Consider the following 14,040-nt stretch of genomic DNA (forward strand, 5'->3'; position numbering starts at 1 on the left):
CGTTTGCTTGAGAGATCGAATGGATCCCACACATGTCGCGCCGCCGGTGATCGCCGTCGTCGGACCAACAGGGTCCGGTAAATCGGATCTGGGCGTCGAGTTGGCGCTGGCCCTCGATGGCGAGGTCATCAACGCTGACGCCCTGCAGTTCTACCGGGGTATGGACATCGGTACGGCCAAGATCCCCGTGGAGGACCGCAAGGGCGTGCCACACCATCTGCTGGACACAAAGGACGTCACGGAGGAAGCCAGCGTGGCGGACTTCCAGGCGGAATGCCGCGAAGTCATCAGTGACATCCACGGACGGGGCAAGCGGGCCATCACGGTGGGCGGCTCCGGTCTGTACGTGCGGGCAGCCCTGGATGTCCTGGAGTTCCCCGGCACGGACCCCGTCTTGCGAAAACAGCTTGAAGACGAATGGGAAACGTTTGGTCTGGGGCCGTTGCGGGCCCGGCTTGAAAAGGTGGATCCGGTCTCGGCAGACCGCCTTGGCGATGCCCGGCGAGTGATCAGGGCGCTTGAGGTCCATGGAATAACGGGCCGCCCGTTCAGCTCGTTCATGCCCCAACGCGAGTACTTCCAGCCAGCCGTGCAGATTGGTTTATCCGTTGACCGGGAAGTTCTGCGGGAGCGGCTTGCACTCCGTGTACATCGGATGGTGGACGCGGGGCTGCTCCAGGAAGTGGATCGGCTTGATGCAGCGGGCCTGCGGCGGGGCAAGACGGCGTCGCGCGCCTTAGGCTATGCCCAGTTCCTCAAAGTGCTCGACGCTGAAGCCAGTGTCGCTCAAGCAGCCGAGGAGACCATTGTGGCCACGAGGCAGTTCGCGCGTCGACAATTGACATGGTTCAGGGCCGATCCCCGCATTGCCTGGCTCGATTGGCAGGATCCTGAGCTCGTGTCCAAGGCAGTGTCCCTGGCCTAGCCGGGGCTGGTACCGCATACGGCAATTTCTGGCCGAACCTGCCCGGCGGGTAGCCTAGTCCCATGGATCAAACCGCCGCAGTTCCCTCCCAGCAGTCCGCCGCTGCCGGTGCCTCCGCGCCCACTGCCAGCCTTTCCGGAATGGCGTTTTCCAAGGGGCATGGAACGGGCAATGATTTCGTCCTGATTGCTGATCCCGGTGATGTCCACGAGATCTCTCCCGAGCAGGTAGCACAGCTGTGCGACAGGCATCGGGGGATAGGTGGCGATGGCCTTATCCGCGCTGTCCCATCCCGCTACCTGCCTGAAGGCCGCGAACTGCTGGAGCAGGATGCTTCCGCGGAATGGTTTATGGACTACCGTAACGGCGACGGATCGTTGTCGGAGATGTGCGGTAACGGTGTCCGGGTCTTCGTGCATTTCCTCCTCGCCCAGGGCCTGGTTGAGCTCGGACCCGGTGAGTCCTTGACCATTGGAACGCGTGGCGGCATTAAGAAGATTGTGCGCACGGCCGACGGCTATGCCGTGGATATGGGCCCTTGGGAGTTCATCTTCCCGGCAGAAGCCCAAAGTAAAGCCATGGACGCCTTGGTGAGCGCCGACGGCCTGGAAGTGGCAAGGCCCGGACTCTCCGTTAGCATGGGCAACCCGCACACGGTTGTAGCGCTTGCTGAGCTCAGTGAGCTCGCCGCCACGAAACTGTTCACCGCTCCGGTAGTGGATCCCAAGCCTGCCAATGGCACCAATGTCGAGTTCGTGGTGCCCGCTGAACCGCTGGTCCACGATGGCGTGGGAAGTATCACCATGCGCGTCCACGAGCGTGGAGTAGGCGAAACCCAGTCGTGTGGCACCGGTGCGTGTGCCGCTGCCGTCGCGATCCGTCATTGGGCTGGCAGCAGCGCCCCCAATACCTGGCATGTCAACGTTCCCGGTGGCGTGGTGGTTGTGAAGTTCTTCCCCGGTGAGGATGGCCGCGAACACGTTGAGCTCAGCGGACCGGCAGTCATTGTGGCTACTGGGACGCTTTCCTGACCCGAAGGATCCTGAAGGACTTTGAAGTGCTTTCGCGGGAGACCGTGAAGGACTTGTCCAATTCGTTGGCCAGCCAGCGTTGAAGTGAGTCCGAGCCCAAGTTCTTCTGGACCACCATCCATGCGTTGCCGCCCGGTGCCAGCCGGGGCAGCCATGTCAGGAGAAGCGAATGTAGTTCGTCCTTGCCGATGCGGATGGGCGGGTTGGACCAAATGGTGTCGAATTCGACGCCGGGGTCTACTTCATGCGGGTGGCTGGCTGTCACATTGTCCAAGCCCAGGGCAGCCGCGTTCTCGTTGGTCAGGGCGATGCAGCGCTCGTTGACATCCACGGCGTAGACCTTTGCCAGGGGTGCCATGAGCCCCATGGTGAGGGCAACAGGGCCCCAACCACACCCAATATCCAGCAGGTTGCCACGGGGCGAAGGCGGTGGAACCTCGGCCAAAAGTACCTTGGTACCCTTGTCCACACCGTCGGGGCTGAAGATGCCCGATGACGTCTGCACGTGACGGGTAGCTCCCGCGAGCTCCACAGTGAGGGGCTTGCGGGTGAACGGTCCGGCCGGTTGGGCGCTGAAATAGTGTGCAGACTCCATAATTTGCCAGATTAGTTGGCTATCGGCGGCTTGGGAAACTGCCACCAGTCGGAGTGGTTTGACACCGGGTGCTAACGTTGGGGGCATGTTCTTGATCTTTGAGTAATCAGCCCGAGCCGATGCAACACATCGGCTAGGCACCCGCCCGCGATGCAGGCCCCGCTTGGCACATCAGCCCAGCGCATGGCCATTCCGCCAGGCAGGTTCCGTCCGGCACAATCTGCATCTCCCGTTATTGGTGTTGCGGATGCTCAGAAGAACATGTCCCACCCCAACTGTCTCGAAGACAGCGGGCTCCAGCCATCTGTCTTTCGGTTGATGGCTTCTGGTGTGGCAATGGATTCTCCAGCAGGACAGGACCTCCCGCGGACCCACACGCTCGATCCCAGCACCACAGGAGGCCCTCTATGGCCGAAGCTCGTCAGCCCACCGCGAATACCGTCCCATTGGACACCAAACAGCACTATTCTGGATATGCCGAACAGTCTAAGGAGACCATGACCACCCAGAAGCACTCCGGATCCGATTCCGACGCCCAGGACATGAGTCCTGAACAAATCCAGGCCGTCATTGACCGGATTCTTTCCAAGGATGTACCCGCAGTGGCATCCGATGACAATGATGCCAAAGGTGTTTTCGGCAGGGCGCAAGCGATCTCCACGCTTGACCACGAACACAGCATTTACGACGGCGACCAGGAAGACCTGGCCGAGCGCCGTGCCCTCCGCCGTACCGCGGGCCTTTCCACTGAACTCGAAGATGTCACCGAAGTTGAATACAGGCAACTGCGCCTGGAGCGCGTTGTCCTGGCCGGCCTTTGGACAGAAGGCACTTTGGCTGACGCCGAGAATTCGCTTCGGGAACTGGCGGCCTTGGCAGAGACTGCCGGATCCGAGGTCCTTGACGGGCTGGTTCAGCGCCGCACCAAGCCGGACCCGGGAACGTTCCTCGGCTCGGGTAAGGCCCAGGAACTCAAAGACATCGTGTCCGCCACTGGCGCCGATACTGTGGTGGTTGACACCGAGCTTTCCCCGTCCCAGAGGCGCGGACTTGAGGACATTGTCAAGGTCAAGGTGGTGGACAGGACCACGCTGATCCTGGATATCTTCGCGCAGCATGCAAAGAGCCGTGAAGGTAAGGCGCAGGTTGAACTCGCGCAACTCGAGTATCTGCTCCCGAGGCTCCGTGGCTGGGGTGACTCCATGTCCCGCCAGGCCGGTGGCCAGGTGGGTGGCGCCGGAGCCGGCATGGGTTCCCGTGGTCCCGGTGAAACAAAGATCGAACTTGATCGCCGCAGGATCCGTACACGCATGGCCAAGTTGCGTCGGGAGATCGCCGCGATGAAGCCGGCCCGCGAGACCAAACGGGCCAACCGCCGTCGTAATGCCGTACCTTCAGTTGCAATCGCTGGCTATACCAACGCCGGAAAGTCTTCGCTCCTGAACCGACTGACGGATGCCGGGGTGCTGGTGGAAAACGCGCTGTTCGCCACCCTGGACCCCACGGTCAGGAAGGCGCAGACACCGGATGGCATCGGCTACACCCTTGCTGACACCGTCGGATTCGTCCGCTCGTTGCCTACGCAGCTGGTGGAAGCCTTCCGCTCCACGTTGGAAGAGGTTGCAGACGCAGACCTGATCCTGCACGTCGTGGACGCCTCCCACCCGGACCCGGAGGGGCAGATCGCAGCAGTACGTGCCGTCTTCACCGAGGTGGACGCCCGCAAGGTTCCAGAAATCATCGTCCTGAACAAGGTGGACGTCGCGGATCCTTTTGTGGTGGAACGCCTGAAGCAGAAAGAGCCGCGGCACGCAGTGGTCTCCACCCGCACAGGCCAAGGCATCCCGGAACTCCTGGAAGAGATCAGCCGGTCCATTCCCAGGCCGGGCGTCCGCCTCGAGGTGCTCATCCCGTACGACCGCGGTGACATGATCAACAAGCTGCACAACTCCGATTCGGAAATCCTGAGCCTCGAGCACGAGGAAAGCGGAACCCGTGTGGTGGCCATGGTCCGTGAAGGATTGGCCGCCGAGCTGGAGTCATTCGTCAGCAATGGTTGAGGAGGTGGCGGCGGACGTCGTCGAGTCGGTGGGGGAGAAGTTCACCCTCGAACTGTTGGACAAAGCTGTTGCTGGAATGGGCGGTCAAAGCCGTGCAGGCCAGCACGAGATGGCAAAACAAGTCACCAGGGCAATCGAGTCCGGTGAACATTTGCTCGTCCAAGCGGGAACGGGGACAGGTAAGTCCTTGGCTTACCTGATTCCGTTGATCGCGCATTCCATGGACAGCGACAAACCGACACTCGTGTCCACCGCTACGTTGGCCCTGCAGACTCAAATTGTGGGCCGGGACCTGCCCCGGCTGTTGGAGACCATAAGCCCGGCCCTTGAACGGCCCGTGAAAGTAGCTCTCGTCAAGGGTCGGGCAAATTATGTCTGCCTGCAAAAGCTCGAAGGGGGCTTCCCCAGCGAGGAGCCGTCGGAAGGCCAACTGTTTTCCCTTGGCGAGGACACCAGCGTGCCGCATTTCGCAGCGGCCGTTGGGGGCCCGTCGTCGCAATTGGGCAAGGAAGTAGTACGGCTCCGCGAGTGGGCCGAAACGACCCCCACAGGGGACCGGGACGAACTAATGCCCGGCGTCACGGATCGTGCCTGGCGGCAGGTCTCTGTGACGTCAATGGAGTGCTTGGGAGCACAGAAGTGCCCACTTGCCGAGGAGTGCTTCAGCGAGCTGGCACACGCCAGGGCCGCCGAAGCCGACGTCGTAGTCACCAACCACGCCATGCTGGCCGTGAGCGCGTTTGAAGGACTCGCGGTCTTGCCTGAATATGACGTCGTGGTGGTTGACGAAGCTCACGAGCTTCAGGACCGGGTCACGGGGGCCGTGTCGGGCCAGTTGTCCGTGGCGATGGTCCATGCGGCCGCCTCGAGCGCCCGCAAACACACGGCCATCACCGTTGACGCCCTGAATGCTGCTGCGGACCGGCTGGATATGGCTATTGCCGGAGTCCCCAACGGTCTGCTGCCCAATGGGCTCAACGACGAACAACTTGACTGCCTGGACCAACTGCGGGATGCCACCCGCGCCGCGTTGTCGGATTCGAAGACTGACTCTTCAAACGCGGTCGACGGCGGTCGGCAGCTTGCGCGCTCCCGGCTCATGCTCATTCTGGAACTGTGCGAGAGGATGCTCGCCGCCAAGGAGAACCGTGAAGTGGTGTGGTTCTCCAGAAACAGCACCTTCGATCCCCAGCAGGGTTACTCCCAGCCGGATGAGACATCGCCGGCACTGATCAACATCGCCCCACTCAGCGTGGCGGGGAGGCTGCGGGAAGGCCTATTTGCAGGGCACACAGTGGTGCTGACTTCCGCGACGCTGGCAATTGGATCGGCGTTTGAGCCTGCAGCGGGCGGCCTCGGACTGATCGGGGACGGGGCGCCGAGCTGGACCGGCTTGGACGTCGGATCACCCTTTGACTATCCCAAGCAGGGCGTCCTCTACGTGGCCAAACACCTGCCTAAGCCCGGCCGCGGTACGTCGGCCGAGGCCCTCGATGAGCTCGAAGACCTCATCCGTGCATCCGGCGGGGGAGCCTTGTGCCTGTTCTCCTCACGGCGGGCGGCCGAGGAAGCCGCAGACGCCATGCGCCCGCGGCTGGATGTGGACATCCTCTGCCAGGGCGAATCCACCATGGCAGCGTTGGTAAAGCAATTTGCCGATGAACCGGACACCTGCCTCTTCGGCACGATGTCCCTGTGGCAAGGCGTTGACGTCCCTGGTGGTTCATGCCGCCTTGTGGTGATCGACCGCATTCCGTTCCCGAGGCCCGACGATCCGCTGATGACTGCACGCTCGCGGGCCGTTGCGCAGTCCGGGGGCAACGGGTTCATGGCGGTGTCGGCTACCCACGCGGCAATTCGCCTTGCGCAAGGCGCAGGGCGCCTTATTCGCTCTACCGCCGACAAAGGTGTGGTGGCGGTGCTGGACTCACGGCTTTCCACCGAACGGTACGGAGGGTTCCTGCGCGCCGCATTGCCACCGTTTTGGGCGACGACGGATCGCAACGTGGTGCGCGGCGTTCTGGAACGCCTGGGCACAAAGAAAACGTAGGCGAACGCCTTAGAGGGAACGCAGGACAGAGACGACCTTGCCCATAATGGTGGCTTGGTCTCCCAGAATCGGTTCGTACTGCGTGTTCTGGGGCAGCAGCCATGTGTGTCCGTCGCGCTGGCGGAAGGTTTTCACTGTGGCTTCGTCGTCCAGGAGGGCGGCGACGATGTCGCCGTTGATGGCGTCGTTCTGTCGCCGGACAACTACCCAGTCACCATCACAAATGGCGGCATCGATCATTGAGTCGCCAGCGACCTTCAACATGAACAGTTCGCCGTGGCCCACCAACTGCCGGGGCAAGGGCAGGACGTCCTCAATGGTCTGGTCGGCGAGGATTGGCCCGCCGGCTGCAATCCTTCCCACCAAGGGCACCATTGCGGTGTCGCTGGCACTGGCCAATTCCGTCACGGCGAGTCCACCTGCGCTGCGCAGTGTGGTGGCCGCTTCCACGCCGGGAATCGTCCCGCCATCAAGCGTCAAAGGCATGAGGACCTCCATGGCGCGGGGGCGCTTGGGATCCCTCCGTAAGTAGCCGAGCTTTTCCAACTGCGAGAGCTGGTGCGTGACGCTGGACAGGCTTGCGAGACCAACGGTGTCCCCGATTTCGCGCATGCTCGGCGGATACCCGTTGTCATTGACGGACCGCTGAATGGTTTCCAGTATTTTCTTCTGCCGGACAGTCAGGCTTTTGGGACTCTTTTGAGGCTGCTGGCTCCGCAGGGGTACCCCGCCGCCGGTGGCTTTCGCTGCCATGTTCGCCAATGCCCTTCCGTTCCGCCCGGTCACGATCCGAAGTGTGCCCGGGGATGGTCGGGTCTGAAAAATGTCAGACCCTCCTGTTCCACTGAAACAGTGCCTGTTTCTTCACTCAAACCTAGGCCAGGCACAGGCGTTTATCAAACATTCGTTCTAGCGAGTCTCGACACCGTTCGTTGATAAGTGCTAAAAATGTCATAGCAAGGTTCGAATATGTGTTCTATAAACGCGGACCATCGGCCGGATGTTCGAAGAAAGTGTTCGAACATCCGGACGTTGATCCAAGCGAACACAAGGAATTGGCAGCCGGCAACGGGCATCCGATGCAGGCAATCGCTCAGAAGGGCTCAGCTCATGTCCGCAATCTCAACGTTCCACGAATTCCGCAACACCCCGGCGCCTACGCGTCTCCGGCTTACCCGGCGCGGCAGGATCGTCTTCTTCGGCATCCCTGCCATGCTGCTCCTTGCCGCACTGCTGAGCCTGGCCGGCTTCATCAACTCTCCCGCCAAAGCCTCGGATACGCGGGCCCAGTTGCAGCCGCCCGTTGCTGTCACGGTTACCGTCCAGCCCGGGCAGTCCCTGTGGGGCATTGCCGGTGCGGCCGCTCCTGAGCGCGACCCCCGCGATGTCATCGCGGAAATCATCCAGTTGAACGACCTCCGCGGAGGACGCATCCAGCCGGGCCAGCAGCTTTTCGTTCCCGCCAACTAAACGGTCGGCCGGGTGCGCGAAAAGCGCCTCCGGCGTCACAGTTACTCCGCAGTCGCACTGGCACCTTAAACTGTCTTGGTGAGTGACCAGCTTGAGCGACTTGACCGACTTCCCCTCCGGACCAATCTGCGTGGACTGAGCCCGTATGGCGCACCGCAGCTTGACGTCCCGATTTTGCTCAACGTCAACGAGAACACCCATGGCGTGCCGGCAGATGTGCAAGCGGCGATCACCGAGGCCGTTGCTGCCGCGGCTACTGGCCTGAACCGGTATCCTGACCGCGAATTCACGGAACTCCGTGAATCCCTGGCGGATTACCTCGGACACGGGCTTTCCGCGGACAACATCTGGGCCGCGAACGGCTCCAACGAGGTCCTGCAACAGATTTTGCAGGCCTTTGGTGGCCCCGGGCGCAAGGCATTGGGTTTCCCTCCCACGTATTCCATGTACCCGTTGCTTGCCAGTGGCACCGACACCGAGTATGTCCGCGGCGTTCGTGCTGATGACTATGGGCTGGACGCAGCTTCTGCTGCTGCCCAAGTGAAGGAGACTGGCGCAAATATCGTCTTCCTGTGCTCTCCGAACAACCCCACTGGCACCGGACTGGGTTTGGACGTGGTCGAAGCCGTGTACGAGGCGGGCGAGGCGAGCCAAGCTATCGTCATCGTGGACGAGGCCTACCACGAGTTCGCGCACGACAACACACCAAGCGCACTGACGCTGCTTCCCGGGCGGGAGCGCTTGATCGTTTCACGCACCATGAGCAAAGCCTTTGCCCTGGCTGGTGCCCGCTTGGGTTACATGGCCGCCGCACCTGAGGTTACGGATGCCATTAGGCTCGTCCGGCTGCCGTACCACCTTTCAGCAGTCACGCAAGCCACCGCTTTGGCAGCCCTCAACCACCGCGAAGCGCTCATGGCTGACGTCGAGGACATCAAGGTCCAACGCGATCGCATTGTGACCGAACTCCTTCGAATGGGACTCAAGCCCTCGGCCTCGGACTCCAATTATGTGTTCTTTGGCGGTCTTGAGAACCCGCACGCCATTTGGCAGGGGTTGCTGGAGGCGGGTGTCCTGATCCGCGACGTCGGAATTCCCGGACACTTGCGGGTGACTGCCGGAACGGAGAAGGAAACAACGGTCTTCCTTGAGGCCTTGGAAACCCTCCTGGGCAGCCCGGCGTCCCAGCCCAACTAAACTTGTCAATAGACCCACCCCACCCTTCGTGTATAAGGACGTCCCAATGAGCGAAACCGGCGCCACGCCGTCCGCTGCCCGCACTGCTCGCATGGAGCGCACCACCAGCGAATCCTCCGTCCTGGTGGAAATCAACCTCGATGGCACCGGTGTCTCGGATATCAGCACCACGGTTCCCTTCTATGACCACATGCTGACGGCGTTGTGCAAGCACTCCCTGATTGACATGACCGTCAAAGCCACCGGGGACACCCACATTGATGCCCATCACACGGTGGAGGATGTCGCCATTACTTTTGGTGAGGTCTTGCGCACGGCCTTGGGCAACAAAGCCGGCATCCGCCGCTTCGGCGAAGCAACGGTTCCCTTGGACGAGGCCCTGGCGCATGCCGTCGTGGACGTTTCCGGACGCCCGTACCTGGTGCACGGAGGGGAACCTGCGGGACAGGAGTACCACCTGATCGGGGGGCACTTCACGGGCTCGCTGACACGCCACGTGTTTGAGGCAATCACGTTGCACGCAGGTATCTGCCTGCACATGAATGTCCTTGCTGGCCGCGATCCGCACCACATTGTCGAAGCCCAGTTCAAGGCCTTTGCGCGCGCTCTTCGCTCAGCAGTTGAGTCGGATCCTCGCGTCGAGGGCATTCCGTCAACCAAGGGGGCGCTGTGAGTGGACAAATTCTGAAGAACGGCGCCGTTACCCACGCTTCGGCCGCCGTCAAGCCGGAGTCGCCCGAGGGTAAGCCCACCGTTACCGTGCTGGACTACGGTTCGGGAAACGTTCGTTCCGCCGTTCGCGCCCTTGAACGTGCCGGTGCCCAGGTGGTCCTCAGCGCCAAGCCTGAAGACGTGCTGAACGCTGACGGGCTGCTGGTCCCGGGCGTGGGTGCTTTTGAGACGGTGATGAAAGAACTCAAATCTGTGGATGCCATCCGCATGATTGGCCGCCGCGTCGCCGGTGGACGGCCCGTCCTGGCAATCTGCGTGGGCCTGCAGGTCCTCTTCGAAGCCGGCGTCGAGCACGGCACCGAGTCCGAGGGCATGGCCGAATGGCCGGGCAAAGTTGAACTCCTTCCGGCCCCCGTGGTTCCCCACATGGGATGGAACACGGTGGATGTGCCCCAAGGATCCAAGCTTTTCGCTGGCGTCGAGCAGGAACGCTTCTACTTCGTGCACTCCTATGGCGTGCAGGAGTGGAACTTCGATGTCGTCCAGCCGCGGATGGCCCCACCGTTGGTGACCTGGTCCGAGCACGGTGCACGCTTTATCGCTGCCGTTGAAAACGGCCCCCTGTGTGCAACCCAGTTTCATCCCGAGAAATCCGGCGATGCCGGGGCGCGGCTCCTTCGTAACTGGGTGGACGGACTCCGGAAACCCGGCTCCAAGGCGGCACAGGCTCCGGCATCGGACGACAGTAGCGCAGCCTAAATGTGGTCGGTAGTGCTTATGGGCCTCGCCGGTGTGCTGGTGGGCGGAGGCATTTCCTTCCACCAGCAGAAGAAGCCCTTGTGGGTTTCCGTTTCTTTCTATGTGCTGGCGGGGATGTCCCTGTTGGCCGCCTATCTCCTGACGCTTCCAGGCAACTGAACGCCGCGCGTCCCCATCAACTCCTAGGACCCACATGACCACCTCCGCCCAGTCCGTTCTGGAACTCCTCCCTGCCGTTGACATCGTTGATGGCCAGGCAGTCCGCCTGCTGCAAGGTGAGGCTGGCTCGGAAACCAGCTATGGAACGCCCCTTGAAGCTGCCTTGAACTGGCAGAACGCCGGTGCCGAGTGGGTTCACATGGTGGACCTCGACGCCGCCTTTGGCCGCGGCAACAACGCAGACCTCATCAGCGAGGTCGTGTCCCAGCTCAATGTCAAGGTTGAGTTGTCCGGCGGTTTGCGGGATGACGAGTCGCTGGAACGCGCCCTGGCGCTGGGGGTTGCCCGGGTGAACCTGGGCACAGCGGCACTGGAAAACCCGGAATGGACCCGCCGTGCGATCGACCGCTTCGGTGACAAAATCGCCGTCGGGCTTGATGTTCGCGGAACCACCTTGGCTGGACGTGGCTGGACGAAGGAAGGCGGGGACCTCTGGGAGGTCCTTGCCCGTCTGGAGGATGCCGGCTGTGCACGCTACGTTGTCACCGATGTCACCAAGGACGGAACGCTGCAGGGACCGAACGTGGACCTGCTGCGCCAGATGGTTGAGAAGACGGGCAAGCCGGTTGTTGCCTCGGGCGGTATCTCCAGCCTCGAGGACCTTCGGGTGCTGCGTGAACTCGTTCCGCTGGGCGTTGAAGGCGCGATTGTGGGCAAGGCGCTTTATGCCGGTGCCTTCACTCTGCCCGAAGCCCTGGACGTTGCCGGCCGTCGCTGATGCCTCAGCCCGAAACGCACCACGGCGACAGCCCGGACAAGGGTAACGCTGTCCGGCGTGAACTGCCGGGGCACATCGCCGCCGCCCTGGCCGGCGCCGGGGGAGCCACCGACTCTGCAGGGCAGCCTTGGGCCGGCCGCAGCCTGAGCGGTGACGACGCCAAGATCCACAACTTCGAGGACGACGACGGCACTGCCGATGCCGGTTACCTCGCCGCCATTGCGGCCCTCGTGGAGGGGACCGGTGGTGAAGCCGACGTTGTGGCCTCGCTCGCTACGGCCAGGGTCTTCGTCCCCGTAGTGGCCCAGCTCGCAGAGGAGGCCGAAGGCGTTGATGGGCTGCACATGGACAAGCAGGCCGATATGGCATTGGTCACACTTAAGGCGCCTGATGGCCGGAAGGCAATGCCTGTCTTCACCACGGCTGCTGCTCTTGAAGCGTGGCATTCGGAGGCGCGGCCAGTAGCTGTTTATGCGGCGAGGGCGGCCCTTTCAGCCGTTTCTGAAGGCGCACAATTGTTGGTGCTGGACCCCGGTTCAGCGTTCACGTTCGTGGTTCGCCGCCCCGCGATGTGGGCGCTGGCCCAGCAGCGGGACTGGACGCCGTCATACCTTGATGATCAACTGGAGTTTGCTCTCGCTTCACAGGCCCAGGCCTTTCCGGCGGTGCGCCGGTTGGAAACGCAGCCCGGTGGCGGTGTCGCCTCCCTGACTGCGGACGGTCGCACGGTTCCCGGCGGAGGTGCCGGCCCGGAACTGCGGATAGTGCTCTTCCTTGAGGACGGACTGGACGCAGCTGCCGTTCAATCGCTGGTGCTTGGCTTGAATGAGGCGTGGGCGCAGGTGGAATCGTTTGCCGAGGGCGTCGACTCCATCGAAGTAAAACTGCACCGCGCGGCACAGGAGCCTGGGCGGCACTAACGGCAGTACCCGTCCACCGGGGACTGCCCCGGGGGAACAAGAGGATTTAGCCAGTGAACTTCGCTCTCTACAAAGAGATGCTGTCCATCCGCCCTGTCCGGCGGCTCCTGCTCGTGGGAATGGTTGCGCGCATTCCTCATTCGGCGGCTGGCGTGCTTCTGACTTTGCACATCGTCCTGACGCTGGGGGAGGGCTATGCTGCCGCGGGTGCTGCTGCCGCCGTCATGACAATTGGCATTGCCTTGGGGGCACCCTGGCGTGGTCGGCGGGTGGACATGGTAGGACTGCGGAAGGCCCTGATCCCATCTGTCGTTTCGGAGACAGTCATCTGGACGATCGTTCCGCACGTCCCGTATGCGTGGTTGCTTCCCTTGGTCTTCGTGGGGGGCTTGTTCACCCTGCCGATCTTCAGCGTGGTCCGTCAGTCGCTGGGCGTCATGGTGGATGGAGACCAGCGGCGCTCGGCGTTTGCGCTCGATTCCATCGCAACTGAGCTTGTGTTTATGATCGGCCCCGCTGTTGGCGCGATTGTTGCCACGAGCGGCTTCTCGGCCGTAGGACTCACGGCGGTAGGGGCCTCTGTCTCCGTGGCTGGCCTGTTCCTGATCTGGTTCAATCCACCCACCCGGACTGAAAGCACCTGCACCCCGGAGGAATCTGCGGCACGTGCCGCCGCGGACCTTGCCGCTGCCGAGGCGGCCATGGTGGCCTCTGCCCCAGGCCATGTGCAGGAGGCAGCGTCTGAAATGGCGCCAACGGCCACATCCCGCACGGCCGGCCTCCGGACCCGCGTAGCCCGTAACTTCACCTGGTTTACGGTTTCCGTTGCGGCTCTGTTCGCCGTAGCTGCGGGATCTGGGATGGTACTCAGCGGTTCGGACGTCAGTATTGTTGGCCTGCTGGAGCGCGGTGGTCACCAGAACCAGATCGGCATCGTCTTCTTCTTCTGGTGTGCGGCATCTGTGGTGGGCGGGCTGATCTACGGAGCCATGAATCGTCCGGTCTCTCCCATGCTCCTGTTGTTGGGCATGGCGGCACTCACCATCCCGATGGGTTTCGCCCACGACACATGGACCCTGGCCGTGCTCTCGATTTTCCCGGGCCTTCTTTGCGCTCCCGTGCTGTCGGCCTCCTCCGAGAAGGTGGCGGACCTTGTGGATGAGGAACGTCGCGGCGAGGCGATGGGCTGGTACGGTTCCGCACTAACCGCCGGAATTGCGCTGGGGGCGCCTCTTGCCGGGATATTCATCGACACCGTGGGCACATCGGGCGGCTTTGCCGCCGTCGGTTCAGCAGGGGTCGTGCTCTGCGTCGCTGGCTTCATCCTCATGTCCATGCGACGGCGTGCCGCGCGGGTGTAGTTCCAGCGTCGGGAAATTCTTCAGCGCGAATATTCCCTGCGCGATTCCCTGCGCGAGTGGCCC

14 protein-coding genes are annotated in these 14,040 nt (G+C 62.5%); 12 read left to right on the forward strand and 2 right to left on the reverse strand.

Features of this window, described 5'->3' with window-relative positions; all coding sequences use genetic code 11:
• Positions 1-19 precede the first annotated feature (19 nt).
• A complete protein-coding gene (gene miaA, locus LDN75_RS07890; RefSeq protein WP_223936584.1) occupies positions 20-925 on the forward strand; it encodes a tRNA (adenosine(37)-N6)-dimethylallyltransferase MiaA in 906 nt (301 codons plus the stop codon).
• A gap of 62 nt (positions 926-987) precedes the next feature.
• Positions 988-1,956, forward strand: a complete 969-nt coding sequence (gene dapF / locus LDN75_RS07895; protein WP_223936585.1) for a diaminopimelate epimerase — start codon at positions 988-990, stop codon at positions 1,954-1,956.
• On the opposite strand, the gene LDN75_RS07900 is transcribed toward dapF, so the two are convergent.
• The gene (locus LDN75_RS07900) at positions 1,937-2,551 is read right to left on the reverse strand and encodes a methyltransferase (RefSeq protein WP_223936586.1); all 615 of its coding nucleotides are present in this window, start codon (positions 2,549-2,551) and stop codon (positions 1,937-1,939) included. The two genes, dapF and LDN75_RS07900, sit on opposite strands and share 20 nt — an antisense overlap.
• Before the next feature lie 497 nt (positions 2,552-3,048).
• Between LDN75_RS07900 and hflX the strand changes: the two genes are divergently transcribed.
• Together hflX and LDN75_RS07910 are read left to right on the forward strand one after the other, a co-directional pair.
• Positions 3,049-4,611, forward strand: a complete 1,563-nt coding sequence (hflX, locus tag LDN75_RS07905; RefSeq protein ID WP_223936587.1) for a GTPase HflX — start codon at positions 3,049-3,051, stop codon at positions 4,609-4,611.
• Positions 4,604-6,661, forward strand: coding sequence for an ATP-dependent DNA helicase (locus LDN75_RS07910; protein ID WP_223936588.1), 2,058 nt, complete (start codon positions 4,604-4,606; stop codon positions 6,659-6,661). Before hflX ends, LDN75_RS07910 begins: the two co-directional genes overlap by 8 nt.
• Positions 6,662-6,670: 9 nt before the next feature.
• Here the strand turns inward: LDN75_RS07910 and lexA are convergent, their stop codons facing one another.
• Complete coding sequence (lexA, locus tag LDN75_RS07915) at positions 6,671-7,414, reverse strand: transcriptional repressor LexA (protein ID WP_223936589.1); 744 nt, start codon at positions 7,412-7,414, stop codon at positions 6,671-6,673.
• Between the two features lie 357 nt (positions 7,415-7,771).
• Between lexA and LDN75_RS07920 the strand changes: the two genes are divergently transcribed.
• The 8 genes from LDN75_RS07920 to LDN75_RS07955 all read left to right on the forward strand — a co-directional run bounded on the left by LDN75_RS07920 (position 7,772) and on the right by LDN75_RS07955 (position 13,977).
• A complete protein-coding gene (locus LDN75_RS07920; protein ID WP_223936590.1) occupies positions 7,772-8,131 on the forward strand; it encodes a LysM peptidoglycan-binding domain-containing protein in 360 nt (119 codons plus the stop codon).
• 78 nt (positions 8,132-8,209) lie between these two features.
• Complete coding sequence (locus LDN75_RS07925) at positions 8,210-9,328, forward strand: histidinol-phosphate transaminase (RefSeq protein WP_223936591.1); 1,119 nt, start codon at positions 8,210-8,212, stop codon at positions 9,326-9,328.
• A gap of 46 nt (positions 9,329-9,374) precedes the next feature.
• Positions 9,375-10,001, forward strand: coding sequence for an imidazoleglycerol-phosphate dehydratase HisB (gene hisB / locus LDN75_RS07930; protein ID WP_223936592.1), 627 nt, complete (start codon positions 9,375-9,377; stop codon positions 9,999-10,001).
• Entirely contained in the window at positions 9,998-10,759 is a 762-nt protein-coding gene (hisH, locus tag LDN75_RS07935; protein WP_223936593.1) for an imidazole glycerol phosphate synthase subunit HisH, read from the forward strand. The genes hisB and hisH overlap by 4 nt, the downstream gene beginning before the upstream one ends.
• A gap of 12 nt (positions 10,760-10,771) precedes the next feature.
• The gene (locus LDN75_RS07940; protein WP_223937696.1) at positions 10,772-10,918 is read left to right on the forward strand and encodes a hypothetical protein; all 147 of its coding nucleotides are present in this window, start codon (positions 10,772-10,774) and stop codon (positions 10,916-10,918) included.
• 34 nt (positions 10,919-10,952) lie between these two features.
• On the forward strand, positions 10,953-11,696 hold the full coding sequence (gene priA / locus LDN75_RS07945) for a bifunctional 1-(5-phosphoribosyl)-5-((5-phosphoribosylamino)methylideneamino)imidazole-4-carboxamide isomerase/phosphoribosylanthranilate isomerase PriA (protein ID WP_223936594.1): 744 nt from the start codon (positions 10,953-10,955) through the stop codon (positions 11,694-11,696).
• On the forward strand, positions 11,696-12,616 hold the full coding sequence (locus LDN75_RS07950) for an SseB family protein (protein ID WP_223936595.1): 921 nt from the start codon (positions 11,696-11,698) through the stop codon (positions 12,614-12,616). The genes priA and LDN75_RS07950 overlap by 1 nt, the downstream gene beginning before the upstream one ends.
• A gap of 53 nt (positions 12,617-12,669) precedes the next feature.
• On the forward strand, positions 12,670-13,977 hold the full coding sequence (locus LDN75_RS07955; protein WP_223936596.1) for an MFS transporter: 1,308 nt from the start codon (positions 12,670-12,672) through the stop codon (positions 13,975-13,977).
• Positions 13,978-14,040: the final 63 nt, after the last annotated feature.

The organism is Arthrobacter sp. StoSoilB5 (genome assembly GCF_019977235.1).
Taxonomy (GTDB): domain Bacteria; phylum Actinomycetota; class Actinomycetes; order Actinomycetales; family Micrococcaceae; genus Arthrobacter.